The organism is Bacillus sp. V3B (assembly GCF_024494465.1).
Taxonomy (GTDB): domain Bacteria; phylum Bacillota; class Bacilli; order Bacillales; family Cytobacillaceae; genus Bacillus_BD.
On record NZ_JAETXM010000001.1, the window covers coordinates 181,802 to 207,990 of the forward strand.

Sequence of the window (26,189 nt, forward strand, 5' to 3'; positions counted from 1 at the left end):
GATGGGAGAAGCAATCGTTATTACATCAGGAAAAGGCGGAGTTGGAAAAACAACAACTTCTGCAAATATTGGTACAGCTTTAGCGCTTCAAGGCAAACGGGTTTGTTTGGTTGATACAGATATCGGATTACGTAACCTTGATGTTGTCATGGGTCTTGAGAATCGAATCATCTATGATCTTGTTGATGTTATCGAAGAAAGATGTAAATTGCATCAGGCACTCGTAAAGGATAAACGATTTGATGACCTTCTTTATCTTCTTCCTGCCGCACAGACAAGTGATAAAAATGCTGTGACACCAGAGCAAATGAAGATATTGGTCGATGGTTTGAAACAAGACTATGATTATATCGTTATTGATTGTCCGGCCGGTATCGAACAAGGATATAAAAATGCGGTTGCTGGTGCTGATCGAGCAATTGTTGTTACAACACCAGAAGTTTCTGCTGTAAGAGACGCAGATCGAATTATTGGCTTACTTGAGAAAGAAGAAGGTATTGAGCCTCCTAAGCTTGTGATTAACCGTATTCGTAGCCATATGATGAGAAATGGCGATATGCTTGATGTGGATGAAGTGACGACCCATCTATCGATCGATTTGATTGGAATTGTGGCTGATGACGATGAAGTGATCAAGGCCTCCAACAAAGGTGAGCCCATAGCGCTTAATCCAAATAGTAAAGCAAGTATTGCCTATCGAAATATTGCGAGAAGGATCTTAGGTGAATCCATCCCTCTCCAGCCTTTAGAACAAGAAACTCAAGGCGTATTCTCAAAACTAAAGAAATTTTTTGGTGTGAAATAAAACTGGAGATTTTAATCTCCGGTTTTTTTATGCTCTCTTCATAGAAGGAAATGTTCATTTCTGGTGTTAGGCACTGAACGGAAGTGGAGTTATATTTTTTGGGATTGGCTCATAGACTTGTACTATTATATGGCGTATAAGGAATGGTGGGAGGATCATGAGTTCAAGAAGTGATGATATTCGAAAAAGGATTGAGAAACGAAAGAAACAACGAGAGCGGATGACGAAGCAGATTGAATCACGACTTCCGTGGACAGAAGATGAGGAGCGTTATGGCTTTGAAAAAATGGGATCGTATGAAAGTGGTCCTATTGAAGAAGAACATCATCCACTTTTTCGTAAAGAAATATTTATTTTTAAAGTACTAGCCTCTGCATGTCTGGTGCTGATTATTGCCATTATGTTTCGTAATCAAACACCTGCTTTAGAGCCAGCAAGAGAGTTTGTCACAAAATCTATGAATGAGGAATTCCAATTTGCGGCTGTTTCTAATTGGTATGAAGGTGCATTTGGCAAGCCATTAGCATTATTACCATCTATGGAGCAAGATAAGTTGGAAGTCAATAATAGGAATTCTAAACAACAATATGCCTTACCTGCCTCGGGGAAAATCTTAGAAGAGTTTGGTGAAAATGGACAAAGAATTGCGATCGAAATTGGTAAAGGGGAAGCAGTTGAAGCAATGGATGGTGGGCTTGTTAGTTTTATTGGACAGAAAGAGGGGTTCGGTAATACGGTTGTGATCCAACATCCTGATAAAAGTTACGCATGGTACGGAAATTTAAGTTCTATTGATGTTTCTCTCTACCAATATATTGAAAAAGGAACCACGGTAGGAAAAGCGACTGATTATGAGGATGGAACAAATAGCTCCTTTTATTTTGCCATAAAAGAGGGTGAAGATTTTGTTGATCCAATTCGGGTGATTCAATTTGATTAAAAGGTTAAGCTTGTTGCAATATATTCATGTACATCCATTGTTATGGTTTGTGATGGCTTTAGCGATTATAACGGCTCATTTTATTGAACTTTCCCTTTTTTTGTTTATTATCACGATTCATGAACTTGGGCATGCATTGGCCGCATCTTTTTTTTCTTGGCGCATCAAACGAATTTCACTGCTTCCATTTGGGGGAGTAGTTGAAATGGATGAACATGGTAATAGGCCGCTAAAAGAAGAAGTCATTGTCACGATAGCAGGTCCACTGCAGCATGTCTGGATGATGGGAGTTGCCTTTATTCTTTATCAACTATCCTGGATGCCTGATGACCTTTATGGAAAATTTATTGAATTTAATATTATGGTACTTGTATTTAATCTACTCCCTATTTGGCCACTGGATGGAGGGAAACTTGTTTATTTATGGCGATCACTTCATGAACCCTTTCCTGAAGCTCAGCGGAAAACCTTATGGATATCTGCTTCTAGTCTTTCGTTTTTTTCATTACTTTTACTTTTCATACAACCAATTAATTTGAATTTATGGATCGTAATTAGTTTCCTCGCTTTTTCTCTTTATTTTGAATGGAAACAACGACGATATGTTTTTGTCCGATTTTTACTGGAAAGATATTATGGAAATAAAATGGAGTTTGAAACATTAAAACCGATTCATGTGAAAGAAGATGAGTCTGTTATCCATGTCCTTGAACAATTTCAACGAGGATGTAAGCATTCAATTATCATTGAAAGGAAGGGCATGGAAAGCGAACAATTGGATGAAAATGAATTGCTCCATGCTTATTTTTCTCAAAAAATGCTTTCAGCTAAAATTGGGGAGTTGCTTTATCCTTATTAAATAAGCATAATAAAGGGAAAGATGACAAAAAGCGAGTGGCTTGCCTTAGGGAGAGCCACTCGTTTTTAAATGCGAAAAGCGAGGAATGTGATTTGAAAAAATTGATTGTTAATTATTTAACAAGGGAAAAACGTTTTGCTCTTTTAGAGGATCAAAAAGTAGAGAAGCTAGTGGTGAAGCAGCCCAAACACGCTTCTATTGTCGGAAATATATATATGGGTACGGTTACAAAAGTTCTTCCCGGAATGAATGCGGCTTTTGTTGACATTGGTGAAGGGAAGAATGGTTTTATTCATCGTAACAAACTAGCTTCTTTTGTCCAATCGGAAGAAGAGAAGGGTCAAAAAGAAAAACGTGGTATTTCATCTTTTGTTCATCAAGGAGAAAGGCTGATGGTTCAAGTGGAAAAGGATGCAACCGGAACAAAAGGACCACGATTAACAGCTGTGATTGAACTTTCGGGAAACCATTTAATTTATATGCCTAAAGGAAGATATGTAGCAGTTTCAAAAAAAATAGAGCAGTTTGAAGCAAGAGAGAGATGTCGTCGGTTTGGCTATGAGATTAAACAAAAGGAAGAGGGAATTATTTTTCGAACAAGTAGTGAGTCGGCCTCTGAACAGGAGATTAGAGTTGAATTAGATGAACTTCGTAGCGTGTATGATGAGCTTGAAAGCAAAGCAAAGTCAATGAAGAAAACGGGGAAATTATATGAGCAGGATCACTTCTTCACAGATATGATAGCAGAAATCAAACCCATTTCTGACTCTGTTGAGATGATCGTGGATGAACGTGAATTAGTAGACAATCTAAAAAAAATATTCCCGCTCCTACCTATTAGTTTGCATACAGCTAAAGAAAATATCTTTTCTGTCTATCATCTTGATGGTGAACTTGAAAAAGCTTTAAAACGAATCGTCTGGCTTGATAATGGTGCTTATTTGGTTATGGATGAAGTCGAGGCGCTTACCATTATTGATGTGAATACTGGCAAGTTTTCAGGAAAGCATGATATAGCGGATACCATTTTAAAAACAAATAGGTTGGCAGCGATAGAAACAGCAAGGCAAATTCGCCTGCGTGATCTTGGTGGAATGATTTTAATTGATTTTATTGATATGAAAAACGATCATGAGCGTAATCAAGTGATGGAAGTAATGCAAAAGGAATTACAAAAAGATGGCCGGCGGACCAATATCCTCGGTTTTACTCCGCTTGGTATTCTACAGCTAACACGAAAAAAGACAAAGGTCTCCCTTTCTGAAAGTCTGAAGGAGAAATGCCCACTATGTGAAGGGACAGGAAAAATCGCAAGTGCTGAAACGATAGCCTTTCGCCTTGAAAGAGAGCTTTATGAATATCGTAACGGGGATATTGAAGAAGTTGTGATTGAATTAACAGACGAGGTAAAAAAGGTGTTTTGTGGAGAGCAAAATATTCATAGTAAGAGGTTAGAAGACTTATTAGGTTTTACTTTTACATTTACGATCCGGACGAGTGATCAACCTTTTTATCATATTGGAAAACTTCGATAGAAAGGGCACTTATCGATGATGAAATAAAGGTAAATAGTAACGGAACGTATCCTTCTAAGAGTCCAAAGAGAAAATTAGAATAGATGAGATAGGAATTTTGTCTATGTAAAGTCCTCTTTTCATATTGACGAGATCTCTTCTATATGGTAATATTTTATTGTTATGTTTGTAGCACCTGTGCTACAACCGCTCAGAACAGGTTGTAAGTTTTTGCTCTAGCAAAACGCCTGTAATTGGCGAGTCTGAGTTTATGAGGAGGTGCAAGTTCATGTACGCAATTATCGAAACAGGCGGTAAGCAAATCAAAGTAGAAGAAGGTCAAGAAATCTACATTGAAAAGTTAAACGCTGAAGCAGGAGAAACAGTTACTTTTGATAAAGTTCTTTTTGTTGGTGGAGAAAGTGTAAAAGTAGGAAGCCCAGTTGTTGAGGGTGCTACAGTTACAGCTAAAGTTGAAAAACAAGGTCGTCAAAAGAAGATCATTGTTTTCAAATATAAAGCGAAGAAAAACTACCATAAAAAGCAAGGTCATCGTCAGCCATACACTAAAGTTGTTGTTGAAAAAATCAACGCTTAAGGTTTGACACGATGATAAATATTACGATACATCGTAACGAGTCTGAATTGATTCAATCATTTACAATGAGCGGACATGCATTATTTGCGGATCATGGTCAAGATATTGTCTGTGCAGGTGCATCTGCTATATCCTTTGGTAGCATCAATGCTGTTCACGAGTTAACAGGAATTATCCCTCATATCGAGCAGAGTGATGATGGTTTCTTGAGTTGTATCATTCCGGAAAAAATTTCGGAAGATGTTCAAGAAAAAGTTCAACTCCTTCTTAAAGGAATGGTAATTTCCTTACAAACGATTGAGGAACAATACGGAGAACATATAAAAATAACCTTCAAAAAGTAGGAGGTGGAATACATGTTATTAAAATTAGATCTTCAGTTTTTTGCTTCTAAAAAAGGAGTAGGTTCTACAAAAAACGGTCGTGACTCAATCTCTAAGCGTCTTGGCGCTAAGCGTGCGGATGGACAATTCGTATCAGGCGGTAGCATTCTTTATCGTCAACGTGGTACGAAAATCTATCCAGGAGTAAACGTTGGCCGTGGTGGAGACGATACACTATTCGCAAAAGTTGACGGCGTTGTTAAGTTTGAGCGTGTAGGTCGTGATCGTAAACAAGTGAGCGTATATCCTGAAGCTCAAGAAGCGTAATCATGTCAGAAAACTCTAACCGTTTTGGTTAGAGTTTTCTTTGTAGATGGAGACATACTATAAACATTATAATTTAATATTTCAGGTACTTCTTTATCATAATTTAACATTTCAGATACTTCTTTTTCCTCTAAAATACTTACTCTCTCTAACTTTTTTGATATACTAACAAAAAGTAGTCTTCTGACATTCAATAAATGTGTGGGGTATAAATAGATTATGGAAAATGAATGGAATACGGCCGAGGTGCTTCGTCATGTACGCCATGACTGGTTAAATAAGTTGCAATTAATTAAGGGTAATTTAGATTTAGGGAAATTCGAGCGGGCAAAGGAAATTATCGGAGAAATCGTCATTGAGACCCAGAATGAAACGAGAGTTACGAACTTGAATCTTCCTTATTTTACAGTATTACTATTAACTCATAATTGGAAAAATACTTCATTTCAGCTTGAATTCGAAGTGATCGATGGATTAAAATGTGAAGGTCTTGATGATAAAGAACTTGCAAATTGGACAAGAAAGTTCTTTGCTTGTTTAAGTGAAGCTGCAAAGCTCTATTCGGATAATCATTTATTTCTAACGATTGAACCGCAGCAAGAAGGACTTCGTTTCTTTTTTGATTTTTGTGGAATAATAGAAGAGAAAGAATTAATTGAACAATTTTTGCAAAATACTTCATTTGGGATCATAGTGAAACAGTTTGAAATTTCAGAGCTAGAGTTAACGCTTGAGGTTTTTATGTCTTATAAGTGATAAGTTAGTTTGCCGTCCCAAATTATTGACGGGAGGATTAGAAATATGTTTGTCGATCAAGTTAAAATTTATGTAAAAGCCGGAGATGGCGGTAACGGTATGGTCGCTTTTCGCCGTGAAAAATACGTACCAAAGGGTGGACCTGCTGGTGGAGATGGCGGTAAAGGTGCAGACGTCATTTTTGAAGTAGAAGAAGGTTTACGAACACTGATGGATTTTCGCTATAAACGCCATTTTAAAGCATTGCGCGGTGAGCATGGAATGTCCAAAAACCAACATGGTAGAGGTGCAAAGGACATGGTTGTTAAAGTCCCGCCTGGAACTGTTGTAACCGATGCTAACACGGGTGAAGTGATTGCCGACTTAACCGAGCATGGTCAGCGTGCTATTATTGCTAAAGGAGGCCGAGGAGGCCGAGGTAATAGTCGTTTTGCGACTCCCGCTAATCCAGCTCCTGAGCTCTCAGAGCATGGTGAACCTGGTCGGGAAAGAGATATTGTTCTTGAATTAAAACTTTTAGCTGATGTTGGACTCGTAGGTTTTCCTAGTGTTGGAAAATCAACGTTGTTATCAGTGGTTTCATCTGCTAAACCAAAAATAGCAGAATACCATTTTACAACCATTGTTCCAAATCTTGGTATGGTCGAAACAGAAGATAATAGAAGTTTCGTCATGGCAGATTTACCTGGACTTATTGAAGGTGCCCATTCAGGAGTCGGACTAGGACATCAATTTTTACGGCATATCGAGCGTACAAGAGTCATTGTCCACGTAATTGACATGGCTTCAATGGAAGGTCGAGATCCTTACGAGGATTTTGTCACAATCAATAACGAATTAGAGCAATATAATTTACGTCTTACTGAAAGACCACAAATTATTGTAGCGAATAAAATGGATATGCCAGAGGCTGATGAAAACCTAGCACAGTTTAAAAAGAAGTTGAAAGATGATTATCCTATTTTTCCTATATCGGCTGTGACAAGGAAAGGGTTAAGAGAACTGTTATTTGCAATTGCAGATAAGATCTCAGAAACACCAGAGTTCCCGTTGCAAGCTGATACTGAGGATGATGGTGTACATCATGTTCTTTACAAACATGAAGCCAAACAGAAGGAGTTTGAGATTACAAGAGGTCCGGATGGTAGCTTTATTTTGAGTGGAGATGCTGTTGAAAAGTTATTTAAAATGACTGACTTTTCAAGAGATGAGTCTGTACAGCGTTTTGCTCGCCAACTTCGTGGTATGGGAATTGATGAGGCATTACGTGAAAAAGGAGCAGTAGACGGCGATATTGTCAAGCTAATGGAATTTGAGTTTGAATTTATCGAATAGGCAAATTTGGACTAGTATAAGAAAAGACTACAATAGAAAATGCTGTAGCTTCGCCGTACAGGACATACAAGTAATGGTGGGGCTATATGGATGTGGCTTTTTAGTGTAAGCTCTTCGATGGCGGGCGTCTTGCGCTTTTCTTATTAGGTAAGAAAGTATAACTTTTCTGAACTGAGATAGCGGTCTAGCTCCAGGTGCTATCGGCTCGAGGTCACAAGCCAATCCTCTGAGAAAGGTAAAGAACACTTTTCTGTGAGGCTCGTCTTGTGTTTTTTGCCGATAGGCGGGCGCCCTGCGCTTTTGTTATTGGGGGGAGAGGAATGAAACAAAATAAAGCTGATAAAAAGTTTTATTTAGTAAGGGAAGATGTGTTACCCGAGGCGATGAAGAAAACGCTTGAGGCAAAGGAAATGCTTGAACGGGGAAGAGTTGAATCGGTTTGGGATGCTGTACAGCGTGTTGATTTAAGCAGAAGTGCATTTTATAAATACCGAGATACTATTTTCCCTTTTCACACGATAGTAAAGGAACGTCTTATTACCTTGTTTTTTTATTTGGAGGATCGTTCTGGAACCCTTTCACATCTCTTAACCCTTGTCGCTTCATCAGGCTGTAATTTGGTAACAATCCATCAAACCATCCCATTACAAGGGAGAGCGAATGTGACTCTTTCCATTAATACAGCAGGGATGGAAATGGATATAGAAGAGCTGCTAACAAAGTTAAGACGTTTGGACTTTGTTGAAAAAGTAGAGGTGCTTGGTTCAGGTGCGTGATCACACGTGCTTGTATCATCGCCTTTTTTGTTGTGGTTACAATAATAAATCGCTCGTAAAATCTCTTGTGGTCTAGTTGATGGCTAGTGATTCTAGCTTGAGTTAGTAGGCGGAGTGTTGCATTTTTCTTATGTAAATTATAATAACTAGAACAATTTGGATGTACATTTAATTTTTATCGTGGTAAAGTATTTCTAAAATATAAAATAGGGAGAATACTTACATTGAAAACAGGTTATTTAGGTCCAAAAGCAACTTTTACAGATTTAGCAGTTCGTGAAATGTTTCCAGAATATGAGGCCATCGCCTATACAACTATTCCCGACTGTATTGACGCTGTTGTGAATGATGAAATTGATATAGCGGTTGTACCGCTTGAGAATGCTCTAGAAGGGTCAGTTAATATTACCCTTGATTATTTGATTCATGAAGTTGATTTACCTATTAGAGGCGAAATATCAGCTCCCATTCGCCAACACTTTCTCGTACATCCAGATCAACTCCATCAATGGCAAGAAATAAAAAAGGTGTACAGCCATTCCCATGCCATTGCACAATGTCATAAATTCTTGCATCATGAGTTAAAGGATACAAAAGCAGAGGGTGTGACATCAACAGCAGCTGCAGCACAATTTGTTATGGAGAATCCTGAGTTACCGATTGGAGCTATAGCCAATGAATTAGCAGCGAAAGAATATGGTCTGGCCATTGCGAAACCAGATATTCATGACTTTGATTACAATCGTACTCGTTTTGTCTTTTTATCGAAACAAGATTTAAGACTGTCTACTGAAAGACCTAACTTTATTGGCCATAAAACAACGCTCATGGTGACATTGCCATCTGATCGTTCAGGAGCGCTTCATCAAGTATTATCAGCGTTTTCATGGAGAAACCTGAACTTAATTAAAATTGAGTCCAGACCAACAAAAACTGGACTTGGAAATTATTTCTTTATTATTGATATTGATACGATGCTTGACGAAGTATTGATTCCAGGGGCTATTTCTGAATTAGAAGCGCTTGATTGTCATGTAAAAATATTAGGAAGTTATCCTTATTATCAGTTACAAGGATAAAAAAGACTTCCATCAGTAGGAGATGAAGAAAACCGCTGATGGAAGATTTACTTTATAGGTCGACATGTTTATATGTCGGCTTTTTTAGTATTCACTTGGTTCAATTAAAAAGTGTGCGTCTCGCAAGGCTTCTTCCGCTTCGTCTAATGCTGTTTCGGTTGGTGCACTAATGGTATGAAGATGAACACCATCCGTTAGCTCTAACAAATAAGAAGATTTTGTTGCTTTTATTTTTTTTATAAATTGTTTTACTTCCTTTCGGTTTGAAACTAAGATCGAAGCTGTTAAGTCACCGTAAACAGGATGTTCAATCTTTACATCTTTCACTGTTACCCCATGATCAACTAAAATATTTAATTCTTCTTCTGTTTTTTCGGGAGGGTGGCTACAAGCTATTGTGCGTTCGTAAACAGTAGTAGGTGAGACATTCTTTATATATAAATAGCCTTGGCTTGTTGCGATAATGGGTTCGTTTCTTGCTTTTAATAATGTAATATCCCCAACAATTACTTGCCGACTGACATTCGTTTTTGTAGCCAATTCATTTCCAGTTAATGGTTGATTACTTTCTTTTAAAAGGGAAAGTAAAAGTGTTCGTCTTTCTTCACCTAGGATTTTCTTTTGTTCCTTCACTTTTTATCCCTCCTTGTCTAGATTTATTATTTGTGAATGATTCTTATAAGTGCTTCTCCTAAAGCCGTAACGTCCTGTTCAGTTGTATGATATCCAAAAGAAATGCGGACAAATTCCTTGCCAATTTTATCTGGGATATTCATCGCCATCATCGTTTTTGAAGGAGAAGTAAGCCCGGTTTGACAAGCACTTCCCGTAGAGATGGCAAATCCAAGTCGGTTACATTCAAGCATTACCCATTGTCCCTCAAGTCCATGAAGGCGTAATCCAAGTGTGTGCGGTAATTGTTGAACTCCGACGCCACCATAGATGGTGATAGGTTCTTTTGTCCTATCTAGCATAGAAAGTAGTAATTGACGCAGCTTCTCTGCGTGGATGAATCTTTCTTGTTGTTGACTAACATTATGTTGCGCGGCAACTGTCATTGCCACAATAGCTGGAACATTTACGGTTCCAGGTCTAAAACCATTTTCGTGAGTGGTACCAGGATAATGTGGTTTCCATGCAAGCTTTGGATTCACATAGACCGCACCTACCCCTTTTGGTCCATAAAACTTATGCGAGGAAAGGGATAAACTATCTACCACTTTCACAAGCTTTCGTAGATCTATTTTGCCGAATGTATGAACACAGTCACTATGGAGTAAAATTTTCTGATTTTGACACCATTTTCCAATATCTTCAATTGGCTGTAGGGAGCCAATTTCTGAATTTCCATGTTGAATAGCGATTAAAACAGTGTCTTCTCTTGTTGCTTTTTTTACCGATTCAAGTTCAATCTGTCCCTCTTCATTTAGCGGTAAGAGGGTTACTTCATAGCCCTTTAAGGATAAGGAATCCAACGTACTTCGAATCGATGAATGTTCCGCTATGCTAGAAATAATATGGAATCCCTCTTTTTTCTTAGCAGATAAGAGTGCGTGGATACCAAGGTGATTACTTTCTGAACCACCGCTCGTAAAAAAAACCCCATCCTTTGAGGCACCTAGTAGGTTGGAAAATTCTTGACGACAATTTTCTAATAAATCTTTTGCTGTACTACCAATATCATGAAGGCTTCCGGTATTGCCATAGTATTTTGTAGCCACTTCAACAAAGGTTTGAGCCGCTTGAGAATCAAGTGGAGTGGTTGCAGCATAATCAAAGTATTTCAAAACATTTCACCAACTTTTTATTAGTATTAGGCTTAATCTAACTATTAGTAAAAAATCATTTAAGAGAAAGAAGCAGCCATGATCGATAAATTAATAGAACTGAAATAAGATTTTAAAAGAATGAAGATAAAGAATGCTCGAAACACTTGATTCGAGTAAGTAATCTAGTAGCAAGGAAAGCGTGTTTCATAGGGTTGAAGTGAGCGAATGAATGGAAAATCAGAAAAAAACACTTGTCATTAGTTTAAATCTATGTAAATATATGTGTCAAGACACTTGTTAACTTGGAGAAGGGCAGATGAAGAGAAATGCAAGCAAATGTAATTATCATTGGCAGCGGAATAGCGGCTTTACAGTTAGCAAAAAAGCTAAGTCATGATTTGAATGTGATAATTCTCACAAAATCATCTGTTACAAAAAGTAACTCTTACTTAGCTCAAGGGGGAGTTGCTGTTGCGTTATCTGCCAACGATGATCCATATAAACATTATCAAGATACGTTAGAAGCTGGTCGTTATCATAATCATCATGAGGCTGTTTCTTTAATGACCAAAGAAGCACCCCAATTAATAAATGAACTCTTATTAGAAGGATGCGGTTTTGATCGCGATGCCCAAGGAAATATTAAGCTCGGTTTAGAAGGTGCTCATAGTGAGAAAAGAATTGTTCATGGTGGTGGAGACGCTACAGGGAAAACGATCATTGATTTTTTACAATCACAACTTAGCCATATAAATATTATTGAAAATATGACAGTTTATGATTTAATCATGAGTCATAATAGATGTATTGGAGTTAAAGGAAAGAGTAAGGACGGACATTCCGTTCAAATATTGGCAGATCATGTTGTCTTCGCGACAGGTGGTCTAGGGCAAATTTACAGTTTTACATCTAGTGCTGAAACGGTCACTGGAGATGGGCTTGCACTTGCCTATCGTGCAGGAGCTGAGCTAGCTGATATGGAATTTGTTCAATTTCATCCTACCCTTTTATATGCAGGAGGGAAAGGTGTAGGACTTGTTTCAGAAGCTGTAAGAGGTGAGGGAGCAAGGTTAGTGACTGAGGATGGCACTTTTATTATGGAAAATGTTCATCCCTATAAAGATTTGGCACCGAGACATGTCGTCTCACAAACGATTTATAAGACAATGAAACAAGGACATTCTGTTTATTTAGATATCTCTTCCATTGAACATTTTGAATCATATTTTCCAACGGTTGCTTCTATCTGTAAGGCGCATGGTGTTGATATAGAGAGTGGAAAAATCCCTGTCGTACCTGGATGCCATTTTTTAAATGGTGGAATCTGTACGGATTTATCTGGTAGGACGACAGTTCCAGGCTTATATGCTATTGGTGAAGTGGCCTGCACAGGTGTACATGGTGCGAATCGACTTGCGAGCAACTCCTTATTGGAAGGGTTGTTTTTTGGAAAAAATTTAGCAAACTATATTAATCAATCAACAAGACATTTGGAGCGATCATATAAAGTTCTAGATAGAGGAAAAATAACTTCTTCTCCTAGTAAACTGCCAAATATTAGGTCTTTAAAAACAACGATGATGGACCGGACTGGGATTGTTCGGACAAAGGCTTCTTTAGAAAAACAATTAGATTTCCTCGAAGGTTTCGAAGTAGAAGCATGGCTTGAGGCCGATTTAGATCATTTATCAGAGGAAGAATTAAATAAAGTATTTATGCTAATCTGTTCGTGGATTGTGACAAAGTCTGCGTTAGCAAGAACAGAAAGTCGTGGAGGGCATCTCCGCAAAGATTATCCGAATGAGGATAAGAGCTGGGAAACGAAACAAATTATCCAACAAATAAAGGGTGATAATGTTGAACAAATTGAAGTTGCGCTTACAACTTGAACAGTTTTTTTTAGAAGATATTGGTGACCGTGATGTGACAAGTGAGTCAATTTTTGGAGAAGAAATGGGTGAAATTGTTTTTATCGCAAAGGATAATGGTATTTTTTGCGGTGAAGATGTGATCCGTACTGGATTCCCTATTTTAGATGATAAGGTTGAAATTGATCTAAAAGTGAGTGATGGTGATCGAATTGAAATCGGTCAAACTTTTGCAACAGTTAAGGGGAATGTTTCGAGTCTTTTGCAAGGAGAGCGGGTCGTGCTTAATCTTGTCCAAAGAATGAGTGGCATTGCGACGCAAACAAATGAAGCTGTTTCGATTTTAAACAGTGAAAAGACAAAAATTACGGATACAAGAAAAACAACCCCAGGTCTTCGGATGCTTGAAAAATATGCGGTTCAATGTGGTGGTGGAGTAAATCATCGCTTCGGGCTTTATGATGCGGTGATGATTAAGGATAATCATATCTCCTTTGCCGGATCGATTACAAAGGCGGTTGAAAAAGCGCGTTCTCAGCTTGGTCATATGGTGAAGGTTGAAGTGGAAACCGAAACGAAAGAACAGGTGATGGAAGCCGTTGAGGCAAAAGCAGATGTCATTATGTTTGATAATCGTAAGCCGGAGGAAATTAAAACATGGATTGGACTTGTTCCTGATGAGATTAAAACAGAAGCATCTGGTGGGATTAACTTTGACAATTTGGCAGGTTACAGCGATACCGGTGTAGATGTGATTTCGCTTGGCTTTTTAACACATACAGTGAAAGCTCTTGATATTAGTGTAAAGGTTCAAATCGGATAGAAGACTGGTTTTTTAGAAATTTTCATTCTTTATTAAAGGGGTGTGGGGAAATGTCTATTTTACAAACAATTAGTGGAAATATGATTCCAGAAATGTATAAACAGATGTCTACAGAAGAGCTTGAGAACAAGGTAAGAGAAGTGAAAGCTAGATTAGGCAATCGTTTATTTATACCTGGTCATCATTATCAAAAGGATGAGGTCATTCAATTTGCTGATGTAACGGGAGATTCTTTAGTGTTAGCCCAGTTATCTGCTGAAAACCGGGATGCAGAGTATATTGCATTCTGCGGGGTGCATTTTATGGCGGAAACAGCTGATGTTTTGACAACAGAAGATCAAAAAGTATTTTTACCAGATATGCGTGCGGGTTGTTCGATGGCTGATATGGCAGATATTCATCAGACAGAACGAGCATGGGAAGTATTAATGGATACATTTGGTGATACCATTATTCCATTAACCTATGTGAATTCAACAGCCGCGATTAAAGCGTTTGTTGGAGAGCATGGAGGAGCGACGGTTACTTCTTCTAATGCAGAAAAAATGGTTTCTTGGGCTTTTGAACAGAAGGAAAGAATCTTATTTTTGCCTGATCAACATTTAGGTCGTAATACAGCTTTCAATCTAGGTGTTCCATTAAATGAAATGGCTGTTTGGAATCCAATTGAAAACAAATTTGAATATGAAGGTTCTCTAGAAAATGTGAAAGTGATCTTGTGGAAAGGACATTGTTCGGTACATGAAAACTTTACTGTAGCAAATGTTCACAGTGTTAGGGAGCAGCACCCTGATATGAAGATTATTGTTCACCCTGAGTGTTCTCGTGAAGTAGTGGGGTTAAGTGATCTGGCAGGTTCTACGAATTATATTATTAATGCCATTGAGAAGGCTGAGCCTGGGACTTCATGGGCGATTGGAACGGAACAGAATTTAGTCAATCGAATTATCCAGCAACATCCAGATAAGCATATTATTTCTTTGAATCCTTATATGTGTTCGTGCTTAACGATGAATCGTATTGATCTTCCTCATTTAGCGTGGAGTCTTGACTCCATTGAACAGGGAGATACGAAAAACATTATTAAAGTAGAAGCTGAAGTTGCCCAAAAAGCAAAACTAGCACTAGACCGAATGCTTCAACGATAAATAAAAGTATAGTACTGATCCGGTATCAGGCACCTGAAAAAGATATTCGTCTTTTGCAGGTGCCTGATACCGGATTTTTTGAGTAAAAAGACGGATAACTATACGGAAATAACGGATATCGACCTTGAAAAGACGGATAACTATACGGAAATAACGGATATCGACCTTGAAAAGACGGATAAGTATATGAAAATCACGGATATCCCCCTCAAAATTACGAATAAACTCACACATAATCATATTTGTTTAAAAGACAGCATAAATTTTTATGTAGTTAGTTAGCAATTTGCCCACTTTAACATAGACTGTATGGACTTACGCATAGGAGGGAAATCAGAGTGAAAATCCATATCGTACAAAAAGGGGATACTCTTTGGAAGATCGCCAAGAAGTACGGCGTGAATTTTGAAGAGCTAAAAAAGATGAATTCACAGCTCAGCAACCCTGATATGATTATGCCCGGTATGAAAATAAAAGTCCCTACATCAGGAGGTAATATAAAAAAAGAAGCTCCAATTGGGACCTCAAGTTCGCCAGGTACAAAAATCAATTTAGGTAGCAAAAAGGAAATGCCGAAGCAAGAGCATCCGTTTACAAAAGAAAAACCGATAACGCCGATTGAAGAAATCCCAGTCGAAATACCAAAAGAAAAGCCAGTAAAAGAAAAGCCAAAAGAAAAAATAGAGGAAAAACCGGTGGAGAAAAAGCCAGTTTCTCCAAAGAAAATAATGGAAAAACCAAAAAAGCCTTACATTCCGAAAATGCCGCAGCCAGCCATCCCAGAAATTGATATAAATAACTATTTTATGATGAACATGGCAAATGTAGATGTTCATGAACAAGCAAAGGTCCCACCACAAGTCGCACCACAACTCCCACCACAACTCCCACCACAACTCCCACCAAAGCCGATAAATGTTCTTCCAGAAGTAAAACCGGTGGAGGAAGCGCCGGTAATAGAAGAAGAATCACCAATTGAGGAAATGCCTGTTATTGAAACACCAATTGATCAAAATGTAGGAGGTCAGTACCAGCCAATGTATCCATATATGCCAAAGCCAAATTATTATCCTGTCCATAATCCTTGTCAAGATCCTTGTTATCCAGGATATCAGCAAATGCCATATCCGTCGGTTCAAGGTGCACACATGCTAGAACAGCAAATGCCATATCCGCCGGTTCAAGGTGCGCACATGCCAGAACAGCAAATGCCATATCCGCCGGTTCAAGGTGAGCACATGCCAGAACAGCAAATGCCATATCCAGCGGTTCAAGGTGCACACATGCCAGAACAGCAAATGCCATATCCAGCGGTTCAAGGTGCCTATATGCCACCGCCATCAATGCCATGTCCGCCGGTTCAAGGTGCCTATATGCCACCGCCACCAATGCCATGTCCGCCGGTTCAAGGTGTACACATGCCACCGCCACCAATGCCATGTCCACCGGTTCAAGGTGCCTATATGCCAGAACAGCAAATGCCGTATCCAGCGGTTCAAGGTGCCTATATGCCAGAACAGCAAATGCCGTATCCAGCGATTCAAGGTGCACACATGCCAGAACAGCAAATGCCATATCCAGCGGTTCAAGGTGCCTATATGCCAGAACAGCAAATGCCATATCCAGCGGTTCAAGGTGCATACATGCCAGAACAGCAAATGCCATATTCGCCGGTTCAAGGTGCATACATGCCAGAACAGCAAATGCCATATTCGCCGGTTCAAGATGCCTATATGCCAGAACAGCAAATGCCGTATGGAATGATGCCTGGTGTTGCAGAAAGTCCAGGTATGTTTGAAGAGTCATCTCCTTTCATGCCGCAAATGCCAGTGATGGGTGGAGAAACTATGGCAGCCCCTTCTCCCCTAGACTATGGTCAGCAGTACGCACCACAAGTTCAAGGAGCAGAAATGGGAGTACCATCTCCATTCATGTCAGGCCAGATGATGCACCATCAAATGCCAATGCACCAACCTATGCAAGGATATCAGTCACTCCCGTCGCATGAGAAAGATTGTGGATGTGGGGGGCCGAAGACTCCTCATGATTTAGAAGGATACGGAGTCCAACCAGGGTATTACCAACCACAAATGATGCATAGACAACAAATCCCATTTGCGCATGGTGGGTTTAATCCAGCACAAATGGGATACGGTCAGCCACCTTTTGCACCAAATATGTATGATGGGTATGCTCCACAGTCTCCATACGGTAATCCTTACAGGTTCGGTCCAGGGTCTGAATATCAAGCCCAAGCCACACACGATGAGGAAAGCAGTGAATTTAACGGATAAATTTAGAGGAGACGATCGTTTTCATAATCGTCTCCTCTCTTATTTGAACGATCACTTGCCTTTTCAAATCCATACATTGAGTAGGCTAAGAAAGAATGTATATATAGCAAAAGCAAATGATTTACAATTTGTTATAAAAGGATTCTCATCCCTTCGAAGATTGAAAATTCAGGAGGCTTTTACTCATTCTCTAAAAAAAGCAGGATTTCCCTATACGTATTCTTTTTATACCTTTTCTAAGGAACAAAGTTTATATTTCAAATCGCATTACTATGGTTGCATAGAGTATCTTGAAAAAGGAGACCAAACATTCTATTATGATTCAAGAGAAAATTGTCATGAAGGCCTTCAGTTATTGCAAAATTTTCATGAACGTTCAGTAAAACTAATTGGTAGCTACAAAACGATCCTGCCTTCTTTTCATTTAATTGATAAATGGCAGGAAAGATACCAATTGTTTAAAGATAATCTTTCATTCTTATCCTTCTTTTTAAAAAAAGAAATCATTCAGGAACTACTTAAATGGGCTGAGTGGTCTTTAGCTGGCTTGAAGAAAGAAGAGCATTCATTGGATCAAATACGAACAGTCATATTACATGGTGATGTCGCACATCATAACTTTTTAAGAACTTCAGATGGGGAATTATTTTTAATTGACTTTGATTTAGTTAGCATAGGTCCCGAGGCAGTTGATTATTTGCAATATGCAAACCGAATTCTTCCTTTTTTGGAATGGTCGTCAAAGGAGTTAGCTTCTTTTGAGCTGTTTCAACCTTATCTTCAACAAAAAGTATTTTTGTATGCACTGGGCTTCCCAACAGATATTTTTCGCGAATGGAATCGTCTGGTAAGAGAGCGGATGTACAATAATATACAAAAAGTTCGTCCTATTATGGAGTTAACCTTAGGTCAGTTTGAAAAGAGAAGATCCTTTTATCATGAATTAGTGCAATTGGTTGAATGATTATAATCAAAAAATGGTGGCAACTGACAGAATGAAAAAGGTAGTTCTCTCACATCCTAATGGAGAGCATAGGCTTTATCCACAATGGGTCTTTTATTTGGATTTTTTGATAAAAGGGATAAAATCAGCTCTATGCTCATCATTAGCGGAGAGGTGATACTGCTTTGCAACAATATCGAAAACTTTGGATGCTTTCGACGATCTTCATAGTCGGTTTGACCGGTTGTGGTCAAGATGATGAGACTGCATTTCAAGATAAGCGAACAGAAAATACAATGCCGATGGGGTATTATTCAAATGAGGAACATGAAAGCAATGGTGGAAATGCCGTTTTGTTGGATGGCTCTGACAATGATGGGCCTGCTGTAGAAATTATGGACCATACATGGGGTGTAGAACGAGAAACAAATAAAAGATATTTGCGCGTGAATAATGAAAATAATAAGCAATTAATAAATAGTCATATGGTAAACAATCAAATGACGAACAATACCTTAAGAGACATCCTCCCTGATGGTGTAAACACAGGAGATCCCACTTTAGGTAGAAGTGACGTAAATTATCACGGACATATGTATATGGCGAATCAGCCAACACGTCAAAGTTATTACAATGGTTATGCAGGGGACTATAGCAAACGAATTACACAGGCAACTGAAAATGTAGAAAATGTGAAAGAAGCACAAGCCTTTGTTGATGATGAAAAGGTCATCATTGCGGTTCGACTTAATGATAAAATGAGAGTTGAAGAAACAGAAAAAGATATTCAAGAGGCTGTAAATCCCCTTTTAAGTGGAAGAACAGCTCAAATTGTGACAAATGAAAGTCAATTTAATCGCATAAAAGTGATCGATCATGATTTAAGAAAGGGTAGATCAAAAGAGCCTTTAGACAAAGAAATGGAAAACGTTCCCCAATCTAATCGCAATAACTAGCGATATTAGAAATAAGAAAATTTTGTATGGATCCTAGTCATTTATTTTTGATATAAAAACAGAGTGAAGCAATGGCTTTGCTCTGTTTTTTTTATTGTCTTGTTTGACCTGTAATCAGAAAGGACTCCTCATCTCTTAGACTTTTTTATTTTCTCTCTGAGATGAGGATAAGTATGAAAAAAATGGTCAAAATAGTAATGAGTTAACAAAAAAGTATAAGTGTTGAAGCTAGCGTTTGTTAGGATACAGAATGTATTTAAAAGCTGTGTCTTCTATTCCAAAACGAGGTGATCGTCTATGCAAACGAAAAGGTTAGTTCGAATAGTTGCCCTATTTGTAGCTGTCTGGGTGATCATTTTAGCTGAGGTTTCCCTAGGGGGGATTCAAAAAGTAGCGTTTGCGAACAATCAATCTAAAGAAGAAATAAAAGCTCCTATAGAGGTAGAAATTCAATTGAAATGTATGTATTTGGATGGAGAAATTAGTGAAGAGACGGTCACAGAAACAATCTATTCAATGGAGAACTTTTGGGCTAAATATGAAGAATGGAAATTTACGGGAATAGAAAACAAAAAGCTTGTCTTTCATAAGGAAATGGATGATATCTCCCCCTTATTAAAAGCAAATGGTTATTTTGGAATTACAAATGATGGAATATTATCCATTTTTAATGGGAAGCCATATAAATCTCATATTATCCAATCTTTTTTTCAAATTGATGTAGGAAAGCTTGAGAGCCATAAAAGAAATGAATTGAAAAAAGGGATTCCCATTAAAACAAAAGATCGTTATGTAGAAGTATTAGAAATATTTAAAACATACACAAAAGAAAAGCAAGCCAATTAGAAGGCATACGAAGCCCTTTAATTAACTGAGACTACGAATGCCTTCTATCTATCATGATCAAATTTAAGAACCGGTCACACTGGTTCTTTTTTGTTGTCTCGGTTAAAATCCCCATTGATTTCAGGGTATATTAGGAAACCTTGAAATCAATGGAGAATAATTTGAAAACTATAACATTTTTCTTAATCCCTTATATATTGTATGATAAAATGATGTACAGCAATTCAGAGGAGAGAAGATAAATTGTACGAATTTATTAAAGGAACGGTTCAATATATTGGACCTGAATATATCGTGATTGAAAATAATGGGATGGGCTATCAAATTGCAGCACCGAATCCTTTTATTTACACACAATACTCTGGTCAAGAAGTGAACATCTATACTTATACATATGTTCGAGAAGATATTCTCGCTTTATATGGTTTCCAGTCACGTCAAGAGAAGACGTTGTTTATGAAACTCTTAAATGTAACGGGAATTGGCCCAAAGGGGGCCCTTGCGATCCTAGCTTCTGGTGAACCTCAGCAGGTTGTTCAAGCCGTTGAGAATGAGGATGAGGCTTTTCTTGTTAAATTCCCAGGTGTTGGCAAAAAAACAGCAAGACAGATGATTCTTGATTTAAAAGGGAAGCTACCAGATCTATTGCCAGACTATGTACCGAATTTATTTCAGCCGGAACATAATGAAACGTCAAGCAGTCAATATGAAGAGTTTGAGGAAGCTGTTCTGGCTTTAGTAGCTCTTGGTTATTCAGAGAGAGAAATTAAAAAAATCTCTCCTGAATTAAAAAAAGAGTCTCTTACGACCGACCAGTATATTCGAAAGGGTCTGCAAATGCTGCTAAGGTCGTAAGCTTGGGGGTGATGAGGAATGGAAGAACGAATTATTTCAAGTGAAGCCGAGCTAGGGGATATATCTTTTGAGACAAGTCTTCGTCCACAAACATTAAAACAGTATATTGGACAGGATAAAGTAAAAGAAAACTTATCCGTGTTTATTGAAGCCGCTAAGCTTCGTCAAGAAACCTTAGATCATGTTCTCCTTTACGGTCCACCGGGACTTGGAAAAACAACTCTTGCTGTTATTATTGCTAATGAAATGGATGTTCATATTCGAACAACGGCAGGGCCAGCCATTGAACGACCAGGTGATTTAGCCGCAATTTTAACGGCATTAGAACCAGGAGATGTGTTATTTATCGATGAGATTCATCGTCTGCCGCGGTCGATTGAAGAAGTACTGTACCCAGCCATGGAAGATTTTTGTCTCGACATTGTGATTGGTAAAGGTTCAAGTGCTCGCTCTGTAAGACTTGATTTACCACCCTTTACGCTTGTTGGAGCAACAACGAGAGCAGGCTCTTTGTCAGCTCCTTTACGAGATCGATTTGGGGTTCACAGTCGACTTGAATATTATACGACCGACGATTTAAAAGAAATTGTGATTCGAACGGCAGAAGTTTTGGAAACAGAGATTGATATGCAGGCAGCTTCGGAAATTGCCAGTCGATCACGAGGAACACCGAGGATTGCGAACCGCCTTTTAAAAAGAGTCCGTGACTTTGCTCAAGTGCGTGGAAATGGCCGCATTGATGAAGTGATGGCTAGAGAATCACTTGAACTTCTTCAAGTTGACCGTTTAGGGTTAGACCATATTGACCATAAATTAATAAGAGGGATTATTGAGAAATTCCGTGGTGGTCCAGTTGGACTTGAAACGATTGCCGCAACCATTGGTGAAGAAGCAACGACGATTGAAGATGTCTATGAACCATATCTTTTACAGATTGGATTTCTACAGCGGACACCAAGAGGAAGGCTAGTGACAAATTTAGCTTATCGTCATTTAGGACTGGAGGTGCCCAAAGATTGACAGGGATTGGCAAACTACTGATGACAGTTGGTGTAGTCATTTTCATTATCGGCTTGCTGATGCAATTTATCCAAATTGGAAAATTGCCAGGTGATATTGTGATCAAGAAAGGGAGCACGACCTTTTACTTCCCTATAGTGACTTCAATTGTTTTAAGTGTTGTGCTGTCACTGATTTTTTATTTTATTGGAAAGTTTCGTTAAACCGTTAACTTCATTCAGCAGAAGTCCTCCACTTCTGTAAGTCGGGGATGAATGCAAAAACTCGGGGGTTAAACCCCCACTGAATGAAGTTAAGCCTCCGGCGAGCCTTGCGATTTTTTACGGTCATTTATCGAGTGAGCTCGATAAAAATCCGGGCGCAAATTCGGCGGGGCGAATTTGATTAGATAGGGTGACATGATGAAAGTAGATTTATTTGATTTTCACTTACCAGAGGAATTAATTGCTCAAACTCCATTAGCTGATCGTTCAAGTAGCAGGCTCATGGTGTTAAATAAAGAAACCGGTACGATCGAACACGATGTGTTTAAACAGATTAAAGACTATCTACAACCGGGTGACTGTCTTGTCTTAAATGATACGAGGGTTTTGCCTGCTCGCCTATTTGGTGAAAAAGAAGAAACAGGGGCTAAAATAGAAGTTTTATTGTTGAAACAGCAAGAGGGTGACCGCTGGGAGACGCTCGTCAAACCAGCTAAACGAATAAAAAAAGGGACAAGAATCTACTTTGGTCATGGTTTATTATCTGCTGTTTGTGTAGAGGAACTCGGGCAAGGTGGGAGGATTCTTGATTTTGAATATGAGGGGATTTTTTATGAAGTACTGGATCAATTAGGGAAGATGCCACTGCCTCCTTATATTAAAGAACAATTGGATGATCAAGACAGGTATCAAACAGTCTATGCGCGTGAAAGAGGGTCTGCTGCAGCACCAACTGCGGGACTTCATTTTACGGAAGAGTTGCTTGAAGAGATTCAAGCAGCGGGTATACATATTGCTTTTATCACCTTGCATGTAGGCTTAGGGACATTCAGACCTGTTAGTGTGGATGAGGTTGATCAACATAAAATGCATTCCGAATATTATCAAATGTCAGAAGGAACTGCGGCCTTGTTAAATGAGGTTAAAAGCTCAGGAAGGAAGATTATTTCGGTTGGTACGACTTCGACACGTACACTTGAAACTATTGCTTCGGCTTGTGATGGCAAATTTCAAGCTATGGGCGGTTGGACGGATATATTCATCTTTCCAGGATATGAGTTTAAAGCCATTGATGGTATGATTACTAATTTTCATCTTCCAAAATCAACGCTCATTATGTTGGTCAGTTCATTAGCAAGTAGAGAGTCTGTGTTACATGCTTATGAGACAGCCGTAAAAGAGCGTTATCGATTCTTTAGTTTTGGAGATGCGATGCTCATTATTTAAGTTGCAACGAGATAGGCCATTTAGGTTTGAAAGGAGAATACTTTCTTGACTGCAGTAACATATGAATTAATCAAAACGTGTAAACAAACAGGTGCCCGCCTTGGGCGAGTACATACGCCACATGGGTCATTTGATACACCTACTTTTATGCCGGTCGGAACATTAGCGACGGTTAAAACGATGTCACCTGAAGAACTAAAGGAAATGGGTGCTGGGATTATTTTAAGCAATACCTATCATTTGTGGCTACGTCCAGGATATGATATCGTAAAAGAGGCTGGAGGCCTGCATAAATTTATGAATTGGGATCGTGCGATTTTGACCGATTCTGGTGGCTTTCAAGTATTTAGTTTAAGTAAGTTCCGTAAAATTGAAGAAGAAGGGGTTCATTTTCGAAATCATTTAAACGGCGACAAACTTTTTCTTTCACCAGAAAAAGCAATGGAGATTCAAAATGCGCTCGGATCTGATATTATGATGGCTTTCGATGAATGCCCGCCATACCCAGCAGAATATGATTATATGAAAAAATCAGTTGAAAGAACGTCACGTTGGGCAGAACGCTGTTTGAAAGCACATGAAAGACCGAATGATCAAGGGTTATTTGGTATTATCCAGGGTGGAGAGTATGAAGAATTACGCAAACAAAGTGCGCGTGATCTTGTATCACTTGACTTTCCGGGTTATGCGATTGGGGGGCTTTCTGTTGGAGAGCCGAAAGATATTATGAATCGTATGCTTGATTATACAACACCACTGCTACCAGCAAATAAGCCACGCTATTTAATGGGCGTTGGCTCACCAGATTCATTGATTGATGGAGCAATCCGTGGAATTGATATGTTTGATTGTGTTTTACCAACTCGAATTGCGAGAAATGGAACGTTGATGACATCAAGTGGTCGTCTTGTTGTTAAAAATGCCCGGTATGCGAAGGACTTCGGTCCGATTGATGAGAATTGTGATTGCTATACATGCCGTAATTACAGTCGGGCTTATATTCGTCACCTTATACGTTGTGATGAAACATTCGGAATTCGTTTAACATCTTATCATAACCTATATTTTCTGGTAAAATTAATGGAACAAGTCAGACAAGCGATTTTAGAAGATCGACTGGGGGACTTTAAAGAAGAGTTTTTTGAGCAGTACGGTTTTAATGAACCAAATGCCAGGAACTTTTAAATAGATGTTGAAAGGAGGGAAAAAGAAATGGATATATTGGGAACTTTAGGTCCTATTATTTTAATGTTTGTTCTATTTTATTTCCTATTAATTCGTCCACAGCAAAAAAAGCAAAAAGCTGTTCAACAAATGCAGAACGAGTTAAAAAAGGGAGATAAGATTGTTACAATCGGAGGCCTGCATGGAATTGTTGATGCGGTTGATGAGGGTAAGGTCGTGATTAAATGTGGAGATGGAAGTCGTCTTACATATGACAGAAATGCAGTTCGTGATATTGTAGAATCTGCTCAATCTTAATATCGATAAATAGGTCTGGGACATAAGAAAACAGGAAGCGATATTCTATGCTTCCTGTTTTCTTATGTCCTTTTTTATGTTGCTTGTGATTTTCCTCCCATGTTTACTCCTAAAATCCCACCCATCATTGCAATTAAAATATAGCAAATATAATAAATAATTTGCTCAAAAGAAAATAGGCTGTCAAGACCTAAGAACTGGTAGAGAAAAATAATTGCTGAGTAGACGATCCCAGTTAATCCACCAAGCAACCAGCCTTTTTGTTTTCCTTTTCCACCTGAAATAAAACCACCTGCAAATATAGAAATAAAAGAGATCGCCGTGATGATATATTGTACGGATGATTCTTGTAAGGAAGTAAATCTTAATAAAAAGGCAAAAATTAAGCTACTGACAACGGCCAAAATAAAAATAGTTAAAGTTCCGTATAACACAGCACTACCAAGGTTTTTTGAATCTTCGATGACCAATCTCTCCTTTCAGTCATAGGCTGATGGCAAGTCAATATCAGCCTGTTCCCTTTGTACATGCATATTCGGAAATGTTTATAAATAGAATCATAACCTCTTTTTTATAAGATAAGAAAATATAAAATTTCTGAATTGATCAGTGTGGTCTAGCTCCAGGAGTCATCCGCTCGAGATCACAACACAAGCCAATAGGTGGGCGCTTTGTGTTTTTCTTACTTGTCAAAATAAAAAACAAGATTTCCTATTATGATTTTATCAATAGAGCGCACACTAAGCATGGAGAATTTGAAAGGGGAAAGGGAATATGAACGACTATCTCATCGTGATATTTCGGACTCTATTTTTATATTTTTTGATATTATTTGTTTTTCGTTTAATGGGGAAACGGGAAATTGGTGAATTAGGTGTATTTGACTTAGTGGTCAATATTATGATCGCTGAGATGGCTGTTATGGCGATTGATAAAACGAACATAGAGATAATGAAAGCAATTGTACCCATTATTTTATTAATGCTCATTCAAATTTTAACGGCACAACTGTCGTTGAAAAGTAAAAAGTTTAGGGATGTAATTGACGGTTCTCCAACCATTATTATCAATCAAGGTCAAATAGATGAAAAAGCGATGAGTAAGCAACGATATAATTTCGATGATTTATTACAACAACTGAGAGAAAAGAATGTACATAATATTGCTGATGTTGAATTTGCTATTCTCGAACCTTCTGGAAAACTGTCTGTCTTTGAAAAGGAAGAACAAGAAGGCGATTTAACACTTCCTCTTATTATTGATGGGAAGGTGCAACAAGATCATTTGAATTACGTGAATAAAACAGAGTTATGGCTTAGACAAAATTTGAAAAAAAGAGGGTACCCTGACATAAAAAAGATATCATTTTGTAGTTTCCAAAATGGAGAATTTTATATTGATTTGATTGATGAATAATGAATGATGAACAAAAAGGACCTTTTT

28 protein-coding genes and 1 other annotated feature are annotated in these 26,189 nt (G+C 38.3%); of the genes, 25 read left to right on the forward strand and 3 right to left on the reverse strand.

Annotation, left to right across the window (positions count from 1 at the left end; translation table 11 throughout):
- Window position 1: 1 nt before the first annotated feature.
- The 11 genes from minD to pheA all read left to right on the forward strand — a co-directional run bounded on the left by minD (window position 2) and on the right by pheA (window position 9,312).
- The gene (minD, locus tag JMM81_RS00880) at window positions 2-805 is read left to right on the forward strand and encodes a septum site-determining protein MinD (RefSeq protein ID WP_256239625.1); all 804 of its coding nucleotides are present in this window, start codon (window positions 2-4) and stop codon (window positions 803-805) included.
- Window positions 806-962: 157 nt separating this feature from the next.
- Complete coding sequence (locus JMM81_RS00885) at window positions 963-1,745, forward strand: M23 family metallopeptidase (protein WP_256239626.1); 783 nt, start codon at window positions 963-965, stop codon at window positions 1,743-1,745.
- Window positions 1,738-2,604, forward strand: a complete 867-nt coding sequence (locus tag JMM81_RS00890; RefSeq protein WP_256239627.1) for a M50 family metallopeptidase — start codon at window positions 1,738-1,740, stop codon at window positions 2,602-2,604. The genes JMM81_RS00885 and JMM81_RS00890 overlap by 8 nt, the downstream gene beginning before the upstream one ends.
- A gap of 92 nt (window positions 2,605-2,696) precedes the next feature.
- Window positions 2,697-4,139: an Rne/Rng family ribonuclease gene (locus JMM81_RS00895; protein ID WP_256239628.1), complete on the forward strand. Its 1,443-nt coding sequence runs from the start codon at window positions 2,697-2,699 to the stop codon at window positions 4,137-4,139.
- Window positions 4,140-4,313: 174 nt separating this feature from the next.
- Window positions 4,314-4,393, forward strand: a sequence feature (ribosomal protein L21 leader region).
- Window positions 4,394-4,407: 14 nt separating this feature from the next.
- A complete protein-coding gene (rplU, locus tag JMM81_RS00900) occupies window positions 4,408-4,716 on the forward strand; it encodes a 50S ribosomal protein L21 (RefSeq protein ID WP_256239629.1) in 309 nt (102 codons plus the stop codon).
- Between the two features lie 11 nt (window positions 4,717-4,727).
- Window positions 4,728-5,060 (forward strand): ribosomal-processing cysteine protease Prp, encoded by a 333-nt coding sequence (locus JMM81_RS00905; protein WP_256239630.1) that lies wholly within the window; start codon window positions 4,728-4,730, stop codon window positions 5,058-5,060.
- A 12-nt stretch (window positions 5,061-5,072) separates the two neighbouring features.
- Window positions 5,073-5,366, forward strand: coding sequence for a 50S ribosomal protein L27 (rpmA, locus tag JMM81_RS00910; RefSeq protein ID WP_256239631.1), 294 nt, complete (start codon window positions 5,073-5,075; stop codon window positions 5,364-5,366).
- A 219-nt stretch (window positions 5,367-5,585) separates the two neighbouring features.
- Window positions 5,586-6,122 carry a sporulation initiation phosphotransferase B gene (locus JMM81_RS00915; protein ID WP_256239632.1) on the forward strand — a complete coding sequence of 179 codons (537 nt, stop codon included), beginning with the start codon at window positions 5,586-5,588 and terminating at the stop codon, window positions 6,120-6,122.
- A 45-nt stretch (window positions 6,123-6,167) separates the two neighbouring features.
- Window positions 6,168-7,457 carry a GTPase ObgE gene (gene obgE / locus JMM81_RS00920; RefSeq protein WP_256239633.1) on the forward strand — a complete coding sequence of 430 codons (1,290 nt, stop codon included), beginning with the start codon at window positions 6,168-6,170 and terminating at the stop codon, window positions 7,455-7,457.
- Between the two features lie 320 nt (window positions 7,458-7,777).
- A complete protein-coding gene (locus tag JMM81_RS00925) occupies window positions 7,778-8,233 on the forward strand; it encodes an ACT domain-containing protein (RefSeq protein ID WP_256239634.1) in 456 nt (151 codons plus the stop codon).
- A gap of 224 nt (window positions 8,234-8,457) precedes the next feature.
- Window positions 8,458-9,312 (forward strand): prephenate dehydratase, encoded by an 855-nt coding sequence (gene pheA, locus JMM81_RS00930; RefSeq protein ID WP_256239635.1) that lies wholly within the window; start codon window positions 8,458-8,460, stop codon window positions 9,310-9,312.
- An 84-nt stretch (window positions 9,313-9,396) separates the two neighbouring features.
- Here the strand turns inward: pheA and JMM81_RS00935 are convergent, their stop codons facing one another.
- Both JMM81_RS00935 and JMM81_RS00940 read right to left on the reverse strand, forming a co-directional pair.
- Window positions 9,397-9,945 (reverse strand): transcription repressor NadR, encoded by a 549-nt coding sequence (locus JMM81_RS00935; protein WP_256239636.1) that lies wholly within the window; start codon window positions 9,943-9,945, stop codon window positions 9,397-9,399.
- A 26-nt stretch (window positions 9,946-9,971) separates the two neighbouring features.
- Window positions 9,972-11,099, reverse strand: coding sequence for an IscS subfamily cysteine desulfurase (locus tag JMM81_RS00940; protein WP_256239637.1), 1,128 nt, complete (start codon window positions 11,097-11,099; stop codon window positions 9,972-9,974).
- 308 nt (window positions 11,100-11,407) lie between these two features.
- Between JMM81_RS00940 and nadB the strand changes: the two genes are divergently transcribed.
- The 13 genes from nadB to yajC all read left to right on the forward strand — a co-directional run bounded on the left by nadB (window position 11,408) and on the right by yajC (window position 24,746).
- Window positions 11,408-12,970 carry an L-aspartate oxidase gene (gene nadB, locus JMM81_RS00945; protein WP_256239638.1) on the forward strand — a complete coding sequence of 521 codons (1,563 nt, stop codon included), beginning with the start codon at window positions 11,408-11,410 and terminating at the stop codon, window positions 12,968-12,970.
- Window positions 12,939-13,772 carry a carboxylating nicotinate-nucleotide diphosphorylase gene (gene nadC, locus JMM81_RS00950; protein WP_256240281.1) on the forward strand — a complete coding sequence of 278 codons (834 nt, stop codon included), beginning with the start codon at window positions 12,939-12,941 and terminating at the stop codon, window positions 13,770-13,772. The genes nadB and nadC overlap by 32 nt, the downstream gene beginning before the upstream one ends.
- Before the next feature lie 50 nt (window positions 13,773-13,822).
- Window positions 13,823-14,920 carry a quinolinate synthase NadA gene (gene nadA / locus JMM81_RS00955; RefSeq protein WP_256239639.1) on the forward strand — a complete coding sequence of 366 codons (1,098 nt, stop codon included), beginning with the start codon at window positions 13,823-13,825 and terminating at the stop codon, window positions 14,918-14,920.
- Window positions 14,921-15,258: 338 nt separating this feature from the next.
- On the forward strand, window positions 15,259-17,214 hold the full coding sequence (safA, locus tag JMM81_RS22800; protein WP_309143467.1) for a SafA/ExsA family spore coat assembly protein: 1,956 nt from the start codon (window positions 15,259-15,261) through the stop codon (window positions 17,212-17,214).
- Window positions 17,198-18,178, forward strand: a complete 981-nt coding sequence (locus JMM81_RS00965; RefSeq protein ID WP_256239640.1) for a phosphotransferase — start codon at window positions 17,198-17,200, stop codon at window positions 18,176-18,178. Before safA ends, JMM81_RS00965 begins: the two co-directional genes overlap by 17 nt.
- A 164-nt stretch (window positions 18,179-18,342) precedes the next feature.
- Window positions 18,343-19,113, forward strand: a complete 771-nt coding sequence (locus tag JMM81_RS00970) for a YhcN/YlaJ family sporulation lipoprotein (RefSeq protein WP_256239641.1) — start codon at window positions 18,343-18,345, stop codon at window positions 19,111-19,113.
- A 297-nt stretch (window positions 19,114-19,410) separates the two neighbouring features.
- Window positions 19,411-19,959, forward strand: coding sequence for a BofC C-terminal domain-containing protein (locus tag JMM81_RS00975; RefSeq protein ID WP_256239642.1), 549 nt, complete (start codon window positions 19,411-19,413; stop codon window positions 19,957-19,959).
- 243 nt (window positions 19,960-20,202) lie between these two features.
- Window positions 20,203-20,814, forward strand: coding sequence for a Holliday junction branch migration protein RuvA (ruvA, locus tag JMM81_RS00980; protein ID WP_256239643.1), 612 nt, complete (start codon window positions 20,203-20,205; stop codon window positions 20,812-20,814).
- An 18-nt stretch (window positions 20,815-20,832) separates the two neighbouring features.
- Window positions 20,833-21,834: a Holliday junction branch migration DNA helicase RuvB gene (ruvB, locus tag JMM81_RS00985; RefSeq protein ID WP_256239644.1), complete on the forward strand. Its 1,002-nt coding sequence runs from the start codon at window positions 20,833-20,835 to the stop codon at window positions 21,832-21,834.
- Window positions 21,831-22,037 carry a DUF2905 domain-containing protein gene (locus JMM81_RS00990; RefSeq protein ID WP_256239645.1) on the forward strand — a complete coding sequence of 69 codons (207 nt, stop codon included), beginning with the start codon at window positions 21,831-21,833 and terminating at the stop codon, window positions 22,035-22,037. The genes ruvB and JMM81_RS00990 overlap by 4 nt, the downstream gene beginning before the upstream one ends.
- 198 nt (window positions 22,038-22,235) lie before the next feature.
- Window positions 22,236-23,264: a tRNA preQ1(34) S-adenosylmethionine ribosyltransferase-isomerase QueA gene (gene queA, locus JMM81_RS00995; RefSeq protein ID WP_256240282.1), complete on the forward strand. Its 1,029-nt coding sequence runs from the start codon at window positions 22,236-22,238 to the stop codon at window positions 23,262-23,264.
- Between the two features lie 45 nt (window positions 23,265-23,309).
- Window positions 23,310-24,449 carry a tRNA guanosine(34) transglycosylase Tgt gene (gene tgt, locus JMM81_RS01000; protein ID WP_256239646.1) on the forward strand — a complete coding sequence of 380 codons (1,140 nt, stop codon included), beginning with the start codon at window positions 23,310-23,312 and terminating at the stop codon, window positions 24,447-24,449.
- A 27-nt stretch (window positions 24,450-24,476) separates the two neighbouring features.
- The gene (gene yajC, locus JMM81_RS01005) at window positions 24,477-24,746 is read left to right on the forward strand and encodes a preprotein translocase subunit YajC (protein WP_256239647.1); all 270 of its coding nucleotides are present in this window, start codon (window positions 24,477-24,479) and stop codon (window positions 24,744-24,746) included.
- Window positions 24,747-24,820: 74 nt separating this feature from the next.
- Here the strand turns inward: yajC and JMM81_RS01010 are convergent, their stop codons facing one another.
- The gene (locus JMM81_RS01010; protein ID WP_256240283.1) at window positions 24,821-25,210 is read right to left on the reverse strand and encodes a TIGR04086 family membrane protein; all 390 of its coding nucleotides are present in this window, start codon (window positions 25,208-25,210) and stop codon (window positions 24,821-24,823) included.
- 310 nt (window positions 25,211-25,520) lie between these two features.
- On the opposite strand from JMM81_RS01010, the gene JMM81_RS01015 reads away from it, so the two are divergent.
- Window positions 25,521-26,162: a DUF421 domain-containing protein gene (locus JMM81_RS01015; RefSeq protein ID WP_256239648.1), complete on the forward strand. Its 642-nt coding sequence runs from the start codon at window positions 25,521-25,523 to the stop codon at window positions 26,160-26,162.
- Window positions 26,163-26,189 lie beyond the last annotated feature (27 nt).